Source organism: Mycolicibacterium vulneris (assembly GCF_002104765.1).
GTDB lineage: Bacteria > Actinomycetota > Actinomycetes > Mycobacteriales > Mycobacteriaceae > Mycobacterium > Mycobacterium vulneris.
Window position 1 is genome coordinate 22,554 of sequence record NZ_NCXM01000029.1, and the last position, 20,251, is coordinate 42,804.

A 20,251-nucleotide genomic window follows, 5' to 3' on the forward strand; every position below is an offset into this window, starting at 1 on the left:
AGCGGCCCGGACCGATGTCCTTATTTGTCCTGATCGATTACGGCGACAAGTTTATCGATGTCAACGATGAGACCGGCTTCTTCTCGCACCTCTTTCGCGACCGCCTGCGCAGGGCTTTGGAGAACATCGCACCAGCCGCCCGGCAGCGTCCAGCAGCCGTCCGCGCGCTCCTGAACGAGCAAGACCTTTTGGCTTGGATTGAAGATGGCGCCCCGCACGGAAACTTTGGGGGTCATGTGGCCGCTGTCCAAAGAGACAACGGCACGCACCTGCGCAACGTTGCCACCGCCGATCAGGCTGATTAGTTCCTCGGCGCACTGACGTACTTGGCAGTAGCGCTGCCGGTCAAAGGGGTCGTTGGCGTAAGTGGGCCCGTTTTGTGCGACCGCCAGCAGAGTTAGTGCATGGCGACGGATCTGCTCGGGGGCATCTGGATGCGACGAAACCATAATCTTCAGTCTGCAAGACCCCTCGGCCGCTCAAGACCTGGGGTAAGTGGCACAAGGTGTGGTGGTCCCGCCTTTTACATGTGAAACGCCAATGCTGCCGGGCTGCAGACGGTTCCACCACCCTCGAACTGGCTGTCGTCATGGCCGATTACGTTCTACAACACAGAACATGCTGCCACAGCTACCTCGGTAACAACAGCTCGACAGCGTTCGAAACGCTCTGTCATTGCGAGATCGTGGGCTACGAATACGACCCGAGTTTGCCTTTCAGATCAAGTGCGACTTCGGTGATGAGGTCTTCTTGACCGCCGACCAGCCCCCGTTTGCCGACCTCCAGCAGGATCGCGCGAGTATCGACCCCGTACTGTTTCGCGGCGGATTCAGCGTGTCGCAGGAAGCTCGAATACACCCCCGCGTATCCGAGGGTGAGGGTCTCCCGGTCGACCTGCACCGGACGATCCTGCAGCGGCCGCACGACATCGTCGGCGGTGTCCTGCAGCGCGAACAAATCGCAATTATGCTTCCAGCCATGCAGATCCGCCACGGCGATGAAGGGTTCGATCGGACAGTTACCGGCACCCGCACCGTGACCGGCCAGGGAGGCGTCCACCCGGACCGCACCTTCTTCAACGGCCACAACGGAGTTCGCGACCGACAACGACAGGTTCTGATGGGCATGAATGCCGATCTGCGTGTTAGGGTTCAGCATGTCGCGATAGGCCCGGATACGGTCGCGAACACCGTTCATCGTCAAGCGGCCGCCGGAGTCGGTGACGTAAACACAGTGCGCCCCATAGGATTCCATCAGCTTGGCCTGTGCCGCCAGCTGGGCGGGTTCGGCGAGGTGCGACATCATCAGGAAGCCGGACACATCCATGCCCAATTCGCGGGCTTTGCCGATGTGCTGGGCCGACACGTCGGCCTCGGTGCAATGGGTGGCAACCCGGACCGAGCTGACCCCGAGCCGGTGTGCTTGTTCGAGTTCGCGGACCGTGCCAACGCCGGGCAGCAGCAGCGTCGTGAGCTTGGCGCGGTGTACGACGGCCGCGGCTGCCTCGATCCATTCCCAGTCGGTGTTGCTGCCCGGGCCATAGGTCAGGCTGTGTCCGGCCAGCCCGTCACCGTGGGTGACTTCGATGGCGTCGACGCCGGCACTGTCGAGTGCGCCCGTGATCGCTGCGACCGTTGCCGGGCTGATCCGGTGGCGCATGGCGTGCATGCCGTCGCGGAGTGTGACGTCCTGAATGTAAAGCGGTGCACCGTCGAGTGCGTTCGGACGGTCCTGGGTGGCAGTCATCGCGTGGCCTCCTGCAAGGTTTTTTCGGCGATCGTCTCGGCAACCTGCAATGCCGCGGACGTCATGATGTCGAGGTTGCCGGCATACGCGGGCAAGTAGTGAGCGGCGCCTTCGACCTCCAGGAACACCACCACCTTCCACAGACCGGGTCCCAAATCGGCGCCACCGGTCAGCGTCGCGACGGACTCGGCGTCGTCGAGTTTGGTGAACTGCACATCCTGCTTGAGCCGGTACCCGGGCACATAGGCGGCCACCTTCTGCACTATCGCCAGGATCGTTGCGCGGATACGGTCCTGGTCGGGGTCGGTCACCAGGGCGAGCACGGTGTCGCGCATGATTAGCGGCGGCTCCGCGGGGTTGAGCACGATGATCGCCTTACCGTGCGCCGCGCCACCGACTCTTTCGATTGCCGCCGAGGTGGTTTCGGTGAATTCATCGATATTGGCCCGGGTGCCCGGGCCGGCCGACTTGGAGGCGATGCAAGCGACAATCTCGGCATAGTGCACCGGCGTGACCGATGAGATCGCCGCAACGATCGGGATCGTCGCCTGGCCGCCGCAGGTGACCATATTGACGTTTGGCGCATCAAGATGTTCATCGAGGTTGACGGTCGGCACGACGTAGGGGCCGACGGCGGCGGGAGTCAGGTCGATGAGCCGTTTCCCGAATGGCCGCAAGGCTTTTTCGTTGGCGACGTGGGCCTTGGCTGAGGTGGAGTCGAAGATGATGTCGATGTCAGCGAAGTCGGGGTGGTCGATCAGCCCCTGGACACCGCTGTCGACGGTACTGATGCCCATCCGGCGGGCCCGCGCCAGGCCGTCCGAGGCGGGGTCGATGCCGACCAGCACGGCGATGTCGACATTGGTCGCCACCCGTTTCAACTTGATGACCAGATCTGTCCCGATGTTGCCGGATCCGATGACGGCTGCCTTGACGCGACTCATAACCCGTTGTCCTTGCTCGATGGGGTGGTGAATGTGGCAGTTGCACTGCCGATTCCGGAGATGGTGGTGGTGTAGGTCGATCCGGGCGTGACCGGGACCATCGGTCCCAGCGCGCCGGACAGGACCACCTCTCCGGCGCGCAACGGTGCCCCGTAGGCCAGGCCGGTGTTGGCTAGCCACGCCAGCGCTTCCCACGGGCTGCCCAGACAGTCCGATCCCTTACCCCGGGAAACCACCACACCGTCGGCGGTGGTAGTCATGCTCACGTGGGCGAGGTCGGGGGCGTCGGCCCGGTTGACGCGGTCACCGAGCACATACAGCCCCGACGACGCATTGTCGGCAATGGTGTCGGCCAGGCTGATGTTCCAGTTCGCCACTCTGCTGTCGACGATCTCGAATGCCGCGTAGATACCGTCGACGAAGTGCGGCGCTTGATCGGCGGCGATATTGCCCGTGATGTCGGCGCTGAGCACGAAGGCGATCTCGGCCTCGACCTTGGGCTGCAGCAACCGCGTGAAGTCCACCGCGGCGTCTGCCGAGCAGTCCATATCGTCGGTTAGCACCCCGAAGTCGGGCTGGTCGACGCCCAGTTGCTGCTGCACGGCCGTCGAGGTCAGCCCGATCTTGCGTCCGACGATGCGCCGGCCCGAAGCCAGCAGCGTCTCGATATTGCGTTGCTGCACTCGATACGCGGCATCAATGTTGTCGCTGCCGATCAGATCGCGCACCGGCGCACAGGGTTCGCGTGTCCTCGACGCCGCGGCGAGCCGGTCGGCCGCATCGGTGACCGCTTGTGAATTGACCATCGTCATGTCCGTCACGCTAGGAGTTGGGTGATTCGCCGGATAAGCCGGAACTTCTTGCGCCCGAGGTCCGCACCGGAGCGCTGGCGCTGGGACGCTTGCTCGCGCGAAGCGCGCGTTAGCGGGCGCGCAGAAACGCGGAGATCATGGTTCCGAGTTGCTCGGCGACCTCGAACTGCGCCAGGTGTCCCGCCCGTCCGTACACATGCAGGTCGGCATGGGGAAGGTGTTGCGCGAGAAAGAAACTGCCCTCGATGGGGATCGTCGCGTCACCCTTACCGTGAATGACGAGCGTGTCCTGTTCAAGCCTGCGCAGTACGGATTCGTCATACACCGGTGCGGCCTCGCCGGCGCCCATCGAAGATTGGAAGGACCGCCGGACCTCGGGGCGTAACGCGGTGGCCAGGCGGGCGCTGAGGTACGAGTCGATACCTGGCGGCAGGGCGCTACCGGGATAGAGCTGACTAGCGACGAATTCCCTGATGCCTTCGGCGGTGGGATTGTCGTAGAACCCGGTCAGCCGTTGCAGTGTGGGCTTGACCGGCGTCCCGCCGGCGGCGATGAGCACCACCTTGCCGAACAAGTCGGGCTTGCGGGTCAGCAGTTCGAGGGCCAGACGCCCCCCGTAGGAATGCCCAACGAGGTCGACCGGTCCGATCTTGAGCGCGTCGATGAGTGCCAGGATGGTGTCGGCCCGCAGGTCCAGCCACGGTCCCGGACCGGCGGGCGGAGCTTCGGGGTGGCTGCTGTCGCCGAAGCCGACGAGGTCGGGAATCAGGCAATCATGTTGCGCCACGAACGGAAGAAGCGGACGAAAGCTCTCCCATCCGGTGGCTCCCGGTCCGGTTCCGTGCAGGAAGAGCGCGGGTGTGGCGTTCGCCATGCCGCACCGGCGCAGGCGGATCACATGGTCGTCGATTGCAACATCGAGTTCGGTGTGCTCGGGCATGGAGGTCATGAACTAGCCAATCTGTCGGGGTATTGCCGTGGTGACCGCGAATGCGATGATCCATTCGGGCACCGGTTGATAGAACGAGTACGTCGAGTCGTAGGGGCCGCTGGCCGCCAGGGCAGCGTGCGCCGCGACCCACGTCCGGACTTCGTGTATCGAGTTGCCGGCGCGGGCGGTGAGCTCGGCCGTGCTGAACGCGTCGAACCGCTCGAGTTCGCCGCTGGCGAGCAAGTCCAGAAACTCGCGATCGAACTCGGGATTGAGGGGAATCAGGTCCAACTGCCCGGCCGCGAAGCTCTGGCCAGCGGCCAGCACAGCTTCTTCCCGTCGGCGCTGTTCCTGTTCCGTGCGTCGCCGTGAGATCAACACGTCGGCGACCTCAGGCGGTGACTCGCGCAGAACCGGGACCAGCGGATCGTGCGAGAGGCCGCCCGAACCCACCACCAGCACTTTGCAATCGAGCTGACGAATGAAGGTCCCCACTGCGGCGCCGAGCAGCCGAGCGCGCCGGGCGGGTCCGAGAGGGGTCGCCACCGCGTTGATGAAAATCGGGATCACCGGCTTGACCGCGGTGCCGCCGAACAATGCTTCCAGCGGCTGGGCGATGCCGTGATCCACAACCATCGCCTCGGACATGGCGATGTCCAAATCCGCGGCGAACAAGTGCTCGATCAGGGCATCGGCTTGCTGCTGGGGGACTGGGAGTTCGCCGGCGGTGGTGTCATAGTCGCCGATCGATCGCGCTGCGGTGCCGACGCAGAACGGCGGCATCACGTCGTAGCGAAATCCCTGATAGTGGTCCGGCCCGAAAATCACCACCAGGTCGGGATCGAACTGAGTGGCGAAATCCCTGGCATGCGCGAGTGCGTCATCGACGCGGCGTCGAACATGGGTGCCAGGGTCGGCCCGATGCAGCAGGGGGCTGTGCGAAAGGCAGGACAATGCAACGTTATTCGCCATCTCAAATGATCCCGTCCACTTCTCAAGAAGACAAATCCGGTGGGGAATTCTCCGCACCATTTCTTGGCACATGGAACGTTCGTCACTGCGCCGCGGGTCCCGCACCGAACATCCTGCCGTGTGGTGTGCGGCCAGGCTGTCCTATTCCCGCGCACCGTCATCCAGATTTCGCCGCACTCGCCTCGCTCGCGGTAGGGCACGGGTCGGTGCAGAGGCGCCAGATCCGCTGTGCGACAAATGAGTAGAGCATATTTCCGGTGCGCTCAGGCGGGCGTTTTGTGGCTGATGGGCATCGGATTGTGGATATTGCGCCAGTCACATCAAACCTACGATCGAGTCAAGGGACAAACGCCAATCCGACATTGCCGCAATCAAATCGGCGCAGATCGGTATCACGAAGGAGTGACCTTGCAATTCTCGATTTACCTGTCGATGCTGTATGCGGACCCAAAGCTGTTCGAGAACAACGCGGGTTGGCCGGCCTCGCCAGCCAAATACGATCCAGCCGTGGGTGAACACTCGGTTGACGTCCTTCTTGAACAGGCTGAGCTGGCCGAGGACCTCGGCTTCGACATGGTTTCGGTATCTGAGCACCACTCGTGGCCGATTAACCAGGCCGCGAACCCCTCGGTGTTGGCGGCCGCGATCTGCCAGCGGGTCAAGAAGCTTCGCATTGCCCTGATGGGCCCGCTTGCCGCGATCAACAATCCCGTCCGGATCGCCGAAGAGGTGGCCATGCTCGACGCCATCTCGAAGGGACGGATCTCGCTGATGCCGCTTCGTGGCACACCGAACGAATTCGTCTCATACGGAATCAACCCCGACGAGACCCGCGACCGCACGCGTGAAGCCCAGGCACTTATTGAGCGCGCGCTCAACGAGCCGGAGCCCTTCAGCTGGGAAGGCCGCTACTACCGGTTCCCCACCGTCGCGATATGGCCCGGCCAGTCGCAAAAACCCATCCCGATCTGGTCTTCGGGCAACAGTGAAGGCTCTGTGGTTTACGCGGCCCGGCACAAGTACCGGCTGGGAATCTCGTACTACCCGTTGCAGATGGCCGCCGAATTGACCGAACTCTATCGGGCCGAAGCGAAGAAGGCCGGCTGGGAGCCCACGCCGCACGACATTCTGTACCGCTCGTATGTCGCGTGTGCCGACACCGACGAGGCCGCACGAGAACTCGAGAAGCGGTACTACGGCAACCTGGGACTGGCGGCATCGATGATGGGTCGTGCCTCGGCAGCGATGAACTCGATGGAGCTGACGAAGATCACCGCGGAGAACGCGGCCGCGGCAGCCGAGATCGGTACCGACGCCGATGGCAAGAACATGAGCAAGGACGCCGAAAGTAAGTTCGCCCTAGGCGATCTGCACTTCAAGGGATCGCCGGTCACCATGATCGATCAGTTCACCGAGTGGTACGAAACGACCGGCATCGGGGTGTTCGACTGCGGGTTCTCCGGTGGCGGACTCACCACCGAGGAAGCCAACTCAGCGTTAAAGCTCTTCGGCACCGAAGTGATGCCGGCACTCAAACATCTTGGTGCAGAAAAGATCGCGGAGGAAATTCGATGACCACGACCACAGCAACTGCGATTGGCGCCGTCCAGACACGGGAGTCGGCGATCACTGTGGACGGGTACACCGTGCGCTACTGGGAGGCCGGCAGCGGACGCCCCATCGTCTTTCTGCACCGGGGCAGCGGACCACTGTGGTCGCCCACGCACGACCTACTCAGCGCATCGCATCGCGTCATCATGATCCAGTTGCCCGGATTCGGCAATTCCGACTACGTGCCGGCCGGCACCACGAAGGACTATGCGGCACTTGTTCATCGAGCTGCCCTCGAAATCGCCGGCGGTTCTTACGACCTTGTCGGAAATTCCTTCGGCGGTCTCGTCGCGGCGTGGATGGCCGTCCAGTTCCCGGCGGATGTCCGGTCGGTGATTCTCGTCGGCCCCGCGATCTTCGTGCGGCCGGGAATGTCGATCGACGCCACCGAGGAGGCGTTCGATCGCATCACTGCGCTGGAGAAGGCCCACCCGGAGCGGCATTACCCACAGCCGCTGTCTTCGGAAACGAAGGTCAAGCATCTGCAGGTACTGCAACGCCTGCTTGTAGCGGAGGACCCCGAGTTGTTGGCGGGCCTGGCCACGCTGAGCGTGCCCGCCCTAGTGCTCTTCGGCACCGAGGACCAGATCACCCCGCCCGACTTCGGACGCAAGTATCCGGCGCTCAACGCTGCGATCTTCCTGTCCTTCGTCTATGACGCGGGGCACGCGGTCGACGGCGACCGGCCTGAGTCGCTCGCTCACACGATCGGACTGTTTACTGAGCACGGGTTCGACTATCTGATCGAACGCGGCCGGACGTTGCTTTTTCCGTAACCCGGTGACCGCCGGAGTGTGGGCGGCGGCCCACGCACTGGCGGCCACCGCCATCGTCCAATCTCCGTGCACACCACAACGAAGGAACTAGCGACACGACACATGAGTACCCCAGCCTCTACATGGACCGTCGAAGCCGCGGCCAAGATTCTCCTCGAAGCCGAGGCAACCCGCACCGACCGTCATCCGATCACCGATGACTGGCCGGCGCTTGATCTGCAGACCGCCTACCAGGTCCAGGCGGCATTGATCGCCGATAAAGTTGCACACGGCGCGAAGATCGTCGGCGTCAAACTCGGACTGACCTCGGCCGCCAAGCAGCGGAGGATGGGCATCTCGTCCCCGCTGACCGCCTGGCTCACCGATGACATGGTCTTAGAACCCGGTGCGCCGCTGAAGATCAACGACCTGATCCACCCGCGCGTTGAGCCAGAGATCGTCTTCGTTCTCGATAAACGTCTGGCAGGTCCAGGGGTGACCCGCGAGTCCGCGCTAGCGGCCGTCGGGTCGGTGTACTGCGGTCTGGAGGTGATCGACAGCCGCTACACGGACTTCAAGTTCACGCTGCCAGACGTGGTCGCCGACAACGCATCGTCGGCGAAATTCGTTGTCGGCGAGCTGAAATGCGACGCCGGTGAACTCGATCTGGCGCTGGAGGCCTGCGCGTTGTCGGTGAACGGCAATGTCGTGGACTCGGCAACCGGCGCCGCCGTGCAGGGCCATCCGGCTGAGGCCCTCGCACTGGCCGCGAACGCCCTGGCCGAACGCGGTATCGCGCTGGAATCCGGCTGGATTGTGCTGACCGGAGGCATGACCGACGCCGTCTTCATCGAGCCCGGTAACCAGATCGCCGCTGAGTTCACCCACCTCGGCTCGGTGGCGATCGCGGGCGCGTGAGCCCGGCCGTTCACAGATCAGAAAGTCGATCCGATTCGATGAGCACCACAGTAAGCAACGTCCCGCTGACCCCGTTGGCCCTTCTGGAGCGGGCCGCGCAGGTGTGGCCGGACAAGGTGGCGATCACCGACGGGGAGCGGCGCATAACGTATCGCGAGTTCGCCGCGATGACCCAGCGGCTGGCCCACGCTCTGATGTCCCGTGGGCTCGGAAAGGGTGACCGCGTCGCGTACCTGATGCCCAACATCGCCGAGATGCTGGTGGGGCATTTCGGTGTTCCGCTCGCCGGTGGCGTTCTGGTGACTGTCAACACGCGACTGTCGCCCGGTGAGATTGCCTACATACTCAGCCATTCGGCCCCACGCTTCGTCATCGTGGACTCCCGATTGGCTGCGCTCGCGCAGGCCTCGGTCCAGCTCACCGAACCGGCCGAATCGCGACCGCAGGTGATCGTCACCGGCAATATCGATGTGACGCTGCCGGCGGAATGGCTCAGGTACGTACCGTTCACCTCGGTAGCCGCCGGTGAACTGAGCTGGTCGGTCGCAGACGAAAACGACGCGATATCGCTCAATTACACGTCGGGGACCACAGGTCGGCCGAAGGCGGTTGTGTACACCCATCGGGGTGCCTACCTCAACGCGCTGGGAGAGGTGATCCACTCGCGACTCACCCCGCAGTCGGTTTATCTGTGGACCCTGCCGATGTTTCACTGCAACGGCTGGTGCACCCCGTGGGCGGTTACGGGTATCGGTGGTTCGCACGTGTGCCTTCCCGAAGTGCGCGGTGAGGAGATCTGGCGACTCATCGACACTGAGAACATCACTCATCTCAACGCAGCTCCCACCGTGCTGACCATGATGATGAACACCGGAGCAGCGCACCAACTCGATGGTGAACTGTGCGTCACAACGGCCGGTGCCCCGCCAAGCCCGTCGACGATTGCGCAGATGGAGGCACTCAATTTTCGCATCGTTCACGTGTACGGGCTCACCGAAACGTATGGCCCATTTGCGATATGCGAAGAGCAGGCGGCATGGTCGGCTCTGCCCGACGAGCAACAAGCACGCCGCAAGGCCCGCCAGGGTGTACCCATGATTCAGGCGGGTCGGTTGCGTGTGGTCGATGACCACATGCGTGACGTTCCGCGCGACGGTGCGACGATGGGCGAGATCGTCATGCAGGGAAACAATGTCATGGCCGGTTACTTCAATGATCCCGATGCCACCCGGGCCGCCACCGAGGGCGGCTGGTTTCACTCGGGTGATCTCGCGGTGATGCACCCCGATGGCTATATCGAGATCCGGGACAGGGCGAAGGATTTGGTGATATCCGGCGGTGAGAATATTTCATCGGTAGAAGTCGAGCAGACGCTGATGAGCCATCCGGGTGTTCTCGAAGTGGCTGTGATCGGGGTGCCCGACGAGAAGTGGGGTGAGCGGCCTAAGGCGTTCGTGGTGCGCCGACCAGGTTGCGCACCCTCCGAACATGAACTGATCGAGCATGTCCGTGCTCACCTGGCTCATTTCAAGGCGCCGCGTGAGGTACTCATTGTCGACGGGTTGCCGAAGACGTCGACCGGAAAGGTGCAGAAGGCGGTCCTTCGGGCACCGGAGTGGCAAGGGCGCGCGAGCCTGGTGCAGGGCTGATCGCGTAATACCAACGTCGCCGGTCTACCCGATGAGGGTGGACCGGCTCCGTTTATTCATTGTCCCGTCGCAGTTGCGCTGATTTGGTTTAGTAACGGCCGCCAACACCATGATGGGCTATTTCGTGGACGGCGAACATGGCATCAAGTGGATTACCGGCCGATTCAACGGACTTCCCACCACACCCAACTGTGCAGACCTACCCTCGCCTCGGCCTAGGCGAGAGTACGAAAGCCACTCCGGTGAAAGACGATTGGCGCGACTTCGGTGTGCGCGGTTACGTCGCTGACCCGTAGGAGCACGATGGTGTGGTCGCCGGCCGGCACCAGCTGCTCGATGCTGGTCGTCAGCCACAGACTGGCTCCCTCGATGAACACCGCACCGCCGGAGGACACCGTACTGACATCCGCAAATCGATCGCCCGTTTTGGCGGCCAGGGTGCGTGCGGCCCGGTCGTGCGTCTCGCCGAGCACGCTGATGCCCAGCTGTGGAAGGCCCTGCAATTTCGGCCAGGTCGTGGAGGTGTTCTGCACGCAGAACGACACCAGCGGCGGTTTCAATGACACTGGAACGAACGTGCTGGCCGCCAGTCCTACCCGGACGCCGGCAGCTTCACCGGCGACGGCGACGACGCTGGATGGTAAGTGTCCAAAGGCGTCTCGCAATACCATCGGTGTCAGGTCGGGGCTCTGGATGATCATGCGGTGCCTTCCCGGCGTGGCAGGTCGAGCAGGTGTCCCATCCGGTCGCGCTTGGTAGAAAGGTAAGCGACATTCTGTGGCGTGACCTGAGTCTGGATGGGTACGCGTTGCACGACGCGAATGCCGTAGCCGTCCAACCCGTAGTATTTCTGCAGATTGTTGGTCATCAGCAGCACGTCGCGGATGCCCAGATCGGCGAGAATTGCTGCACCGATACCGTATTCGCGCGCATCGACGGGCAGGCCCAGTGCGATGTTGGCCTCGACGGTGTCCAGGCCGAGATCCTGTTGGAGTTGATAGGCCCGTAATTTGTGGCCCAGCCCGATGCCCCGGCCTTCCTGGCCGCGCAGATAGACCAGGACTCCGCGACCCGCCGCGGCGATATCGGCCAGCGCGGCCCGAAACTGCGGCCCGCAGTCGCAGCGCAGTGATCCGAAGAGGTCTCCGGTCAGACATTCACTGTGGACGCGAACCAGTACGGGTGCACCATCGTCGACCGCTCCGAGAGTGAAGGCGACGTGCTCAATGCCGTCGAGCACGCTCTGGTAGGAGATGGCGGTGAAGTCCGCGTCCGCGGTCGGGATGCGGGCTTGACCGCCGCGTGTCACGAGTTCGGCATGGGCCCGGCGGTACCGGACCAGGTCGGAGATGGTGACCACGGGCAGGTTGTGCTGGTGGGCGAACGTGACCGCGTCGGCCCCGCGCAGCATCTCGGTTCGGTCGGGGGAGACGAGTTCGCACAACAGTGCCGCGGGTTGCACGCCCGCGAGTTCGCACAAATCCGTTCCGGCTTCGGTGTGTCCGGCACGCTTGAGCACCCCGCCGGGTCGGGAGACTAACGGCATCATGTGGCCGGGCCGGGTGAAATGAGCGGCCGTCGCGTCGGAGTCGGCGAGCGCGCGCGCCGTGGCGGCGCGGTCGTGTGCACTGATGCCGGTGGTCGTGTCGGCCAGCACATCGACACTGACCGTGAAAGCCGTGGCCATCTTGTCCGTGTTCTCCTGCACCATCGGGGAGAGGTTGAGGTCCTCGGCCCGCGCGGCACTGATGGATGTGCAGAGAAATCCGGACGTATGCGCCAGGAAGAACGCGACTTTGTCAACGGTGGCGAACTGTGCCGCCATGATCAGGTCGGCTTCATTCTCCCGGTCGTCGTCGTCGAGCACCACCACGGCAGCACCCGCTGCTACGGCCGCTATTGCATCTGTGATGTCGGAGTACACAACCACTCACATTCTGCGATCGCCGGTTGGGTCGGATGTTGCGAAACCATTTATCCCACAACGCTAATCAGTGATATCTCTGAGAAATATCCACAATGCGCCACCGGTGAGCCACCTTCCGCGTTAGCGGCGCTGCAACGTCTGCGACGGGGTTTCGCCATAGCGTTCTGGTACGTCGCGGCGAAGCGGCCCAGATGGGTGAAGCCCCACCGATGGGCGATCGCGGTGACGGTCGTGGTGCCAGGGTCGCACTGTTGCAACTCGGTGCGCGCACGTTCGAGGCGCACTCGGCGGACATAAGCCATCGGTGCCACCCCGACATGCCGGGCAAAACGCTGCTCCAGGGCGCGCAAGCTCAAGCACGCGAGGGTCGCGACGTCGGCCGCCGTCGCGACTCCCATGGGGTCCGCCTGGATGGCATCCACGACGTCGCCGACCGCGGCATGCAGCGTCGGGCGGCTCGGTTCGGACAATTCGTCGGAAAAGTTATGTGGCTGAGCCAGAATCAGGCTCGAGGCGACTAGCCGGGCCAGTTGGGCGGCCAGCACGGGGTGTTGTGCCAGGCCCCTGGGCCGTACCGCCTCGTCCTGGGTGAGGCGCAGCGCCCGCATGAAGTCGTACGCCCGGGCAGTGGTCAGATCCATGGTGTGCGCGAAATGAATCGGGCCCGGAGCCGGCCGGCCGAGGATGGTGCCCAGTTCGGTTTCGATGGCGAAGCGATCGATGCGCAGCGCAGTGATTGTGCTCTGTTCATTCCACCGCTCGAAGCGTAGCGGCTCGGTAGGACTGAGCATGGCACCGGTCGACGGGGTGATGACCGTTGAATCGTCGCCGCTGCTGACCAGGATCGAGCCGCGCTGCGCATAACAGAAGACGTAGAACGACTTCGTCGGCGGCGCAGCGATGAGAACATCTGCGTCAAAAGCAATCTGGCCAAACAACAGGCTCTCCACATTGGTCATGTTGAACGTCAACCTGAAGTCTTGAAGGTCAGCGGCGACCATGCGGTGCGCGGAATACGCACGCGTCAATAGGTCGTTGGCTTCGTCGACATTGGTGGTAGTGGTGCTCGCCATGGGCGCGGAGTCGTCCGCCGGGGCGTTTTCCTGGTGCGTGTCGATACAGGTCAACACGGTCGTCCCGACGTCACGGTGCGTGCATCACGTGATCGGAGGCGCCGGCCGGCGCAGTGATCGACCGATCTCATTTCTTGTCCCGTGTGTGGCAATGTCCCGTTTGATTCAGCGCCACAGTACGAGTGTGGTCAGCCACATGTCCGTCCGGATTTCGCCGACCAGTAGCCGGTTTTCGCAGGAATCGGTCGGGCACCGAGTATTGCCCGGCAAGCGCCGATGCAGTGGTCCGGGCGCGGTGAACGGATAGTTTATTGCGATATTCGGACACTCGATATGATGTGACGTGGGGAATATCACGCTCTGCCCGCGACAGAGTGAGTCGGCGTGCTATCTACCTCTGTAGACACGGCCGGATCCGAAGATGCAGGGTGGACGGGCTCGATCGTCGACTCGAACCATTCGGCCGTGAGAGGAGTGAGGGTGACTGCATCGCAGATCATGCAGCAGGGCAGCTCGGTTGCCGACCTGTCGGTTCTCGACGACTGCACGGAGACCTCCGATCCCGACGAAGCCGCTGACCTCTTGACGCGCGCGTACGCCCCACATCAGCTCCGGGCCAACGTGCCCACCCATTTCGACTTCGAATTGCGGATGACTGAGACCGAGCGCCTGCGCATCGGGCGGACCCGGATCGTCGGTGGCGTGACCATCGATGTTCCCCCGACATCGAGCTTCTATGTGTTCTGCTATGCGCCGAGCGGAACCATCCGAGCGGCATCGGGCCAGAATTGTGTCCAGGTGAGCCCGACTACGGGTTCGGTCATGACGCCGACCGAGCCATGGCGATTCGACCGCTGGACCGATGACAGTGCGCTGCTGGCGATGCGAGTCGACCGGGCCGACCTGGAGGACGACCTGGGCGCCATTCTCGGCAGGCCGATCGGCCCACCGATCAGGTTTCACCCGGAGATGGATCTGACCGATCGCTGGGGCCAGGACTTCCTGCGCACGTTGCAGATCGTGCGCAACGAGATCCTCGACCCGGAGGGCCTGACCCGCCATCCGGTGCTTGCCTCCCGCTTCGAGCAGTTGCTCCGGTCGAGTCTGTTGCTGAGCCAGAGGCACAATTACTCGGATGCACTGCGCGAACCTGCGGAAGTGCCTATACCGAAGGCGATCCGCGACGTCGTGGCCGCGATCGACGCGGACCCGCTGGCGATCACCACGGCCGCGGATCTGGCCCGGATCGCGTGTATGAGCCTGCGCGCACTGGAACAGGGGTTTGCACAATTCATCGGGGTCCCGCCGATGTCCTTCGTGCGGCGAACGCGACTGCGCAACGTGCGTGAGGAGTTGTTGAGGTCGGACCCCGAAGTGGTGACGGTATTCGGTATCGCGCGCCGGTGGGGCTTCAACCACATGGGCCGGTTCGCGGCGTACTACGAACAGCAGTACGCAGAATTGCCGTCTCAAACGCTGCGCCGTAGCCGTTGACCGCGCAGTCGTAACGGGCACTGTCCGGTCAGTCGTCAATTTCGAAATCGGATACGGCTGCACGAAATCCGGACATTTTCCTGATAATCCGCGGGATAGATTGCACCCGTTCGAGAAGTGTGCTCTGCACCAGATCAATTTCTGTGCTGAGACATATTGAGCCGCAACTTGTTCCATCGGTAATGGGAGAACTCAATGACAAAGTCGTGGATCTTCGAGATCTTCAACTATCCCTTCAACGCAGATCCGGCCAAGTTTGATCCGCAGCTGTGCAAGGAACTCTACGACTGGAAAATGGAGTCGTGGATTGCAGCGGAAAGTCTCGGCTTCGATGGTGTCTTCTTCAGTGAGCACCACTTCAGTTCCTACAACGTGAGCCCGTCTCCCAACCTTCTGGTCGCTGCGCTGGCGCAACGGACGCGATCGCTTCGGGTCGGAGTCATGGCGAATATCACCGCGTTTCACAATCCGCGCCGGTTGGCTGAGGAAGCCGCGATGCTGGACTACCTTTCCGGTGGCCGCCTCGAGGTCGGGCTCGGCCGCGGCGTCGACGAGCAGGAATTCCTGAAGGAAAACATCCCCATGGAGGAAACCCGGCCCCGGTTCGAAGAATCTCTTGAGCTCATCACAAAGGCTTGGTATCAACCAACTTTCAGTCATCACGGTAGGTTCTTCCACTACGACGAGGTGAGCATCTGGCCGCGGCCCCTGCGCGATGAGCTGCCGTTGTGGATCACCGCGCTGAGCCCGGCGACGGTCACCTGGGCGGCCGAGATGGGCTACCGCATCACCTCGGTGTTCCAATCCACGGCAGAGCTGAAGAAGGTTTTCGGCACCTATAAGAGTGCATCGGTGGGCGCGGGACGTCAGCCCGGTGCCGGTGACATGGGGGTGTGCCGCAACGTTGTCATCGCCGATTCGGACCAAGAGGCGCGCGATATCGCCGAACCGGCGCTCGGTTTGCTGTTCGGTTTGTTCAAGGAGGCCGCGGTTTTCCATGACGTCGACCATGTACCGGCGGGCTACGAGTTCTACTCGTCGTTCTTTCGTCCGTTTGTCGGGGGTGAGGTGTCGTTCGACGCCCTGATCGATATGGGGATCATCTGTGTGGGGTCACCGAGTACGGTTCGGGACCAGATCGTCGCGCAGGTCGATGAGATCGGGTGCGGTCATTTCCTGAACTGGGGGTCGTTCGGGAACATGACACGTGACCAGACCCTGCGCTCCTACGAGCTGTACAGCCGGCATGTGATGCCGGCATTGGCGGGCGGGTCTCGCTGAGGGCCTAGCCAGGGTGCTGCCGGGCGAGTGCCGGCAGCACCCTGGGCGCAAACCTGTGTCATGTTTGGACAATGGATTCCGGTCCGTGACGCCGGTGAAGTAAACGCGGCAACTGTCACCTGTCGGATCTGCTTCAGTTCTCGATGTCGTCGACATGCGCGAGTGTATTGCGCTGCAATCAAACAGTATTGACGCGCCATCGCGGAATTGGTTCTGCGCTAATCGGATAGCGACCTACGTTCTTCGGACTTCTTTGGCAATCGCCCTCAACGATACTCGGTGCCCATCAGCTGAATGGCCGAGAAGGCGTCAACCATCCTGTGAACATTGCATGAAATGGAGTGTCAAATAATGCGATTCGGTGTTCTGTACGACTTTCGCAATCCGCCGCACGACAAATGGTTCACCCCTTGGGGCGAATTCTATGGTGGGGCCTTTGAGCACATGGCCGCGGTGGAAGAAATGGGCTTCGATGCCATAAGCCTTGCCGAGCACCATGGTGATCCCGATGGGTATAACCCCGGCATTACCGCCACCCTGGCCACCGCCGCCGCGCGGACCTCGCGAATCAGAGTCGGCACCAACATTATTCAGACGCCATTTCACCATCCGGTGCTGCTTGCCGAGGAACTTGCGGTTATCGACATCATGTCCTGCGGACGGCTGGATGTCGGCCTGGGCCAGGTCGGGCAGACCTTCAACATGGAATTCGGCATGTTCGGCATGAACCCGCGCTATCGGCCGAGCCTGCTTGACGAAAGCCTGGACGTGATCATCGGGGCGTTGACCGAAGACGAACCCTTCGACTACCACGGCAAACGCTTCGACCTGAAGGGGGTGTGGATCAACCCGAAGCCACAGCAGAAGCCATTGCCGATCTGGGTGGTTGCAGCGTTCTCGCAGAAAGCGATGGACAGGGTGGCCAGACGCGGTCTCGACGTCGGCGCTGCCGGCGGCTACTTCCTGGGGCTGACCGGCGGCGACACCTGGCAACAGTGGCTGGACGGCTGGCGCACCGCATGCGTCCGCAATGGGCGTGATCCCAACTATGCGCGGATCAACACTTTCGGCACGTGCTTCGTGACCGACGATCCCGAACGGGCGTGGCACAAGCATCGCGAAGGGCTGCTACACAGCTTCAACTATCAGCGACAAGGTGTCCGGCCGTACGCCGAGATGATGCTGAACACCATTCCACAAGTGCCAGAAGATATCCCAGGATGGCAAGGACTCTTCAAGACCCCCGAGCAGGCGATAGCGGAACTGGTCGAAGCCTACGGCAATGACAACGCTCCCGATGAATTGCACCTGATGGCGACCAAGGCGGGGCTGGGGTGGGACGAATCAGCTGAGTATCTACGGAATTTCGCCGAGCAGGTCATACCCGCGGTCGCGGATCTCTGACGGCCAGAGAAATAAGAGACGGATTGATGAAAGGTGAATGTGACCGTGGGTAGCGTTGGGGATTTCGGTTCGGTGTCCGTAAAGCCTTGGCATAAGGTGTTGTTGATGACGGTGGTGGCCGTGCTCGCCACGGTGGGCGCCGTAGTTCCGGGCATGCATGGGGCTCCGGCGGCCCATGCCGACGAGGGACGGTTTGAGCAGTTCTACACCCCACCTGACCCGCTTGGGGCCGGTCGCAATGGCGACGTGATCCGCACGGAGCCGGTGCATCTGGTTCTGGAGCCCTCGGGTCAGCTGGGTGCTTTTGTGGGCACCGGGACCCGGATCATGTATCGCAGTACCGACGCCACCGGGAATCCGGTTGCGGTGACCGGTACCTATATCGAGCCCGACCGACCATGGCCGGGAAGTGGGCCACGGCCGTTGATTGCCTACGCCACGGCCCCATACGGAATGGGAGAGCAGTGTGCGCCCTCGCGCCTTTTTGACCAGGGTATTCATGCCTCACTGGACACTGGGTTCGACGTGATGTTCAACCTTGAGGAGGGCTTCGTCGCCACGCTGTTGGCTCGCGGCTTCGCCATCGTCATCACCGACGGCGTCGGATCGGGGGTTCACACCGCGGGCTCTCCGCAATGGCTGAATCGGGTCGCCGCCGGAACCGCACTGATCGACGCGGCACGTGCTGCCATGAAACTGCCCGGCACTTCGCTGGACCGGCATGGGCCGGTGGCATTTTGGGGATGGCTGTCCGGTGGCCAGGCGTCGCTGTCCGCCGCGGAGCTCGCCGGCAGTTACGCTCCTGAGCTCGACGTCGTGGGCACGTACGCGAGCGGCGCGCCCACCGATCTGTCGCAGGTGCTGGCGCCCATCGATGGCAATTTCCTCGCCGGCGCCGCCGGCTGGCTGTTGCGTGGTGTCATCGCTTCCTACCCGCAAACCGAAGAGGCAATCGACCAGGTGTTGACGCCCCGCGGCAAGGAGATGCTCGCCAACACCGGCCGCCAGTGCATGCTGCAGACCGGAATCGACTACATGTTCCGGCATTTGGATGGCTGGTTCAACATCGACATCTACCAAGCCGTGAAGGTCGACCCGTTCAAAAGCCTGTTGGCCGCGCAGCGCATCGGCAACATCAAGCCGACCGGCCCGGTGTATCTATCGCACAATCGCTGGGATTCGTTCGGCCCGTACGCGGCAGTTGTCGATACCGCACGGGATTGGTGCCGGATGGGCGCAGACGTCACGTTGTGGACTAACGAGCAGCCGCCCTTCCTGAACAAGCTCGACGTAAATGCGCTTTTAGGAGCGTTCGTAGATGGCGAGCGGTCGATGGCGTGGATCGCTGATCGGTTCAACGGGGTGCCCACGATACCGAACTGCGGCGAAATCCAGACGGCGTGATGACGAACTGTTCAGCTCTGGGTGACGTGGCCTTGCTGCTGGTCGTATTCAGTCAGTTCGGACGATGTCATTCTGGACTGCATGGTCGCGATGCCCCTGGCGAGGCAGCCACGATCTCTGGACCCACCAGGTCGGCTGAGGAAGCGGAGAGGCACCCGACAGTCGCCAGGTATGTTGCGCGTGTATTGGTCTGCTGCACGAATAGGTGACACCTTGATACACGGATAGGTGGCACCTTGATACCAGTGAAGAAAATCCTCACAAGCCGGGGTCGCCGGTGGTTGCTGGGACGGTGTGCTTTCACCGAGCCAGTGTGACCCGGCACGGAATCGTCACCGTGACCCGTGAGGCTGGTCATTCGGCGATCCGCGCCATACTCGACAACCCGACACATCTGGGTGTGCGCGTCTGGGGTAAGCAGGAGAACTACGAAGTTCTGGTAAATCCTGACGACGTCGCTGCCGGGTATGAGACGTGACGTATGCGGTGGCGCGGCCAGGCAGAATGGGTCGTGCCGCGGCAGCGTACTTATGAAGCACTGATCCCTGACGATTTGGCTCAGGCTGTTCGTCTTCGCGCCCAGGCGCGGCGTGGTCCCGGCCTCGTGTGCAGCAGAGAATCGACGGTGCTGTAGGCGCTTCGGGGGATGTTGGTCTGCGCCGTGTACGGACGGCGGATGCAGGGCGCCGCTCGCTCGGACAGCGAACGACCCGCATTCTCGACCGCTGCGAGCTGGGTAGGTCGCGTTCTGTACCTGCCGAACTCAGTGATCACCCGCGCACGATCTACCTGCGTGAGGGCGTGGTGACAGCCCGACTCGACGAATGGTCGCCAGCCTGGCCGATCCGGAGGACTGGCCGGCGGGCAGGTGGTCGACCCGGTAGCAGGAGCTCGCTACGCCGCTTCGCGGCGGCGGCAGCAGCAGTAGTAGCTCAGCGAGGAGGGGGGCGAGGTTGCGGCTTCGATTGCCGCGGTGGAGACCGGTGTGGCCGTTGAGGACCTCATCGATGCGCTGTGTCGCCGCACTGCCCAGCGCGACGAACTGAAGGCGCGTGTTGTACGAGCCGAGAGGGCCTGCGTCGTGTCTGCTGCTCAGATCAACGAGTTGGTACAGGAATTGGGCGGGCTGTTAACGGTGCTTGGTGAGGCAACCGGGGCCGAGCGCGATCAGGTGTGCACGAGCCTCGGTCTGCGCCTTGATTATGATTTATAGCTGCGACAAGTCAAGGCGACAGCCGACTTGAGTCGTGCCGCCGGATGTGTCCGAGGGGGGAGTTGTCCACCTGCGACACGAGTTGAGACCTTCCAACTCGGTCGTTGACGGAACGGC

Annotated in this window: 19 protein-coding genes; 10 read left to right on the forward strand and 9 right to left on the reverse strand. The window is 62.7% G+C overall.

Annotation, left to right across the window (positions count from 1 at the left end; translation table 11 throughout):
* Positions 1-20: 20 nt before the first annotated feature.
* From B8W69_RS23285 to B8W69_RS23310, 6 genes are all read right to left on the reverse strand, one after another.
* Positions 21-449 (reverse strand): NUDIX hydrolase N-terminal domain-containing protein, encoded by a 429-nt coding sequence (locus B8W69_RS23285; RefSeq protein WP_245843349.1) that lies wholly within the window; start codon positions 447-449, stop codon positions 21-23.
* Positions 450-690: 241 nt separating this feature from the next.
* Positions 691-1,746: a 4-hydroxy-2-oxovalerate aldolase gene (dmpG, locus tag B8W69_RS23290; protein WP_085292114.1), complete on the reverse strand. Its 1,056-nt coding sequence runs from the start codon at positions 1,744-1,746 to the stop codon at positions 691-693.
* Positions 1,743-2,690: an acetaldehyde dehydrogenase (acetylating) gene (locus tag B8W69_RS23295; protein ID WP_085292115.1), complete on the reverse strand. Its 948-nt coding sequence runs from the start codon at positions 2,688-2,690 to the stop codon at positions 1,743-1,745. The genes dmpG and B8W69_RS23295 overlap by 4 nt, the downstream gene beginning before the upstream one ends.
* A complete protein-coding gene (locus tag B8W69_RS23300) occupies positions 2,687-3,511 on the reverse strand; it encodes a 2-keto-4-pentenoate hydratase (RefSeq protein ID WP_181447468.1) in 825 nt (274 codons plus the stop codon). The genes B8W69_RS23295 and B8W69_RS23300 overlap by 4 nt, the downstream gene beginning before the upstream one ends.
* A 100-nt stretch (positions 3,512-3,611) precedes the next feature.
* Positions 3,612-4,451: an alpha/beta fold hydrolase gene (locus B8W69_RS23305; RefSeq protein WP_220084568.1), complete on the reverse strand. Its 840-nt coding sequence runs from the start codon at positions 4,449-4,451 to the stop codon at positions 3,612-3,614.
* A gap of 3 nt (positions 4,452-4,454) precedes the next feature.
* On the reverse strand, positions 4,455-5,405 hold the full coding sequence (locus B8W69_RS23310; protein ID WP_085292117.1) for a 3-carboxyethylcatechol 2,3-dioxygenase: 951 nt from the start codon (positions 5,403-5,405) through the stop codon (positions 4,455-4,457).
* Positions 5,406-5,690: 285 nt separating this feature from the next.
* Between B8W69_RS23310 and B8W69_RS23315 the strand changes: the two genes are divergently transcribed.
* From B8W69_RS23315 to B8W69_RS23330, 4 genes are all read left to right on the forward strand, one after another.
* Positions 5,691-6,980 carry an LLM class flavin-dependent oxidoreductase gene (locus tag B8W69_RS23315; RefSeq protein WP_165762673.1) on the forward strand — a complete coding sequence of 430 codons (1,290 nt, stop codon included), beginning with the start codon at positions 5,691-5,693 and terminating at the stop codon, positions 6,978-6,980.
* Entirely contained in the window at positions 6,977-7,792 is an 816-nt protein-coding gene (locus B8W69_RS23320; protein ID WP_085292119.1) for an alpha/beta fold hydrolase, read from the forward strand. The genes B8W69_RS23315 and B8W69_RS23320 overlap by 4 nt, the downstream gene beginning before the upstream one ends.
* Before the next feature lie 102 nt (positions 7,793-7,894).
* Positions 7,895-8,689, forward strand: coding sequence for a 2-keto-4-pentenoate hydratase (locus tag B8W69_RS23325; protein WP_085292120.1), 795 nt, complete (start codon positions 7,895-7,897; stop codon positions 8,687-8,689).
* Between the two features lie 38 nt (positions 8,690-8,727).
* The gene (locus tag B8W69_RS23330; RefSeq protein ID WP_085292121.1) at positions 8,728-10,338 is read left to right on the forward strand and encodes an acyl--CoA ligase family protein; all 1,611 of its coding nucleotides are present in this window, start codon (positions 8,728-8,730) and stop codon (positions 10,336-10,338) included.
* A 215-nt stretch (positions 10,339-10,553) separates the two neighbouring features.
* On the opposite strand, the gene B8W69_RS23335 is transcribed toward B8W69_RS23330, so the two are convergent.
* The 3 genes from B8W69_RS23335 to B8W69_RS23345 are packed head-to-tail and all read right to left on the reverse strand — an operon-like array spanning position 10,554 to position 13,338.
* Positions 10,554-11,039 carry a flavin reductase family protein gene (locus B8W69_RS23335; protein WP_085292122.1) on the reverse strand — a complete coding sequence of 162 codons (486 nt, stop codon included), beginning with the start codon at positions 11,037-11,039 and terminating at the stop codon, positions 10,554-10,556.
* The gene (locus B8W69_RS23340) at positions 11,036-12,268 is read right to left on the reverse strand and encodes a bifunctional 3,4-dihydroxy-2-butanone-4-phosphate synthase/GTP cyclohydrolase II (RefSeq protein WP_110882035.1); all 1,233 of its coding nucleotides are present in this window, start codon (positions 12,266-12,268) and stop codon (positions 11,036-11,038) included. The genes B8W69_RS23335 and B8W69_RS23340 overlap by 4 nt, the downstream gene beginning before the upstream one ends.
* A 44-nt stretch (positions 12,269-12,312) precedes the next feature.
* Positions 12,313-13,338: an AraC family transcriptional regulator gene (locus B8W69_RS23345; RefSeq protein WP_133058021.1), complete on the reverse strand. Its 1,026-nt coding sequence runs from the start codon at positions 13,336-13,338 to the stop codon at positions 12,313-12,315.
* A gap of 480 nt (positions 13,339-13,818) precedes the next feature.
* On the opposite strand from B8W69_RS23345, the gene B8W69_RS23350 reads away from it, so the two are divergent.
* The 6 genes from B8W69_RS23350 to B8W69_RS23370 all read left to right on the forward strand — a co-directional run bounded on the left by B8W69_RS23350 (position 13,819) and on the right by B8W69_RS23370 (position 20,134).
* Positions 13,819-14,832 (forward strand): AraC family transcriptional regulator, encoded by a 1,014-nt coding sequence (locus B8W69_RS23350; RefSeq protein WP_085292125.1) that lies wholly within the window; start codon positions 13,819-13,821, stop codon positions 14,830-14,832.
* Between the two features lie 195 nt (positions 14,833-15,027).
* Positions 15,028-16,113 (forward strand): LLM class flavin-dependent oxidoreductase, encoded by a 1,086-nt coding sequence (locus B8W69_RS23355; RefSeq protein WP_085292126.1) that lies wholly within the window; start codon positions 15,028-15,030, stop codon positions 16,111-16,113.
* A 351-nt stretch (positions 16,114-16,464) separates the two neighbouring features.
* Positions 16,465-17,517: an LLM class flavin-dependent oxidoreductase gene (locus B8W69_RS23360; RefSeq protein ID WP_165762674.1), complete on the forward strand. Its 1,053-nt coding sequence runs from the start codon at positions 16,465-16,467 to the stop codon at positions 17,515-17,517.
* Between the two features lie 105 nt (positions 17,518-17,622).
* Positions 17,623-18,921 carry a lipase family protein gene (locus B8W69_RS23365; RefSeq protein WP_085292146.1) on the forward strand — a complete coding sequence of 433 codons (1,299 nt, stop codon included), beginning with the start codon at positions 17,623-17,625 and terminating at the stop codon, positions 18,919-18,921.
* Positions 18,922-19,234: 313 nt separating this feature from the next.
* Positions 19,235-19,399, forward strand: a complete 165-nt coding sequence (locus tag B8W69_RS30730) for a recombinase family protein (RefSeq protein ID WP_165762675.1) — start codon at positions 19,235-19,237, stop codon at positions 19,397-19,399.
* Between the two features lie 507 nt (positions 19,400-19,906).
* Positions 19,907-20,134 carry a Site-specific recombinase gene (locus tag B8W69_RS23370; protein WP_085292147.1) on the forward strand — a complete coding sequence of 76 codons (228 nt, stop codon included), beginning with the start codon at positions 19,907-19,909 and terminating at the stop codon, positions 20,132-20,134.
* The last annotated feature ends 117 nt before the right edge of the window (positions 20,135-20,251 follow it).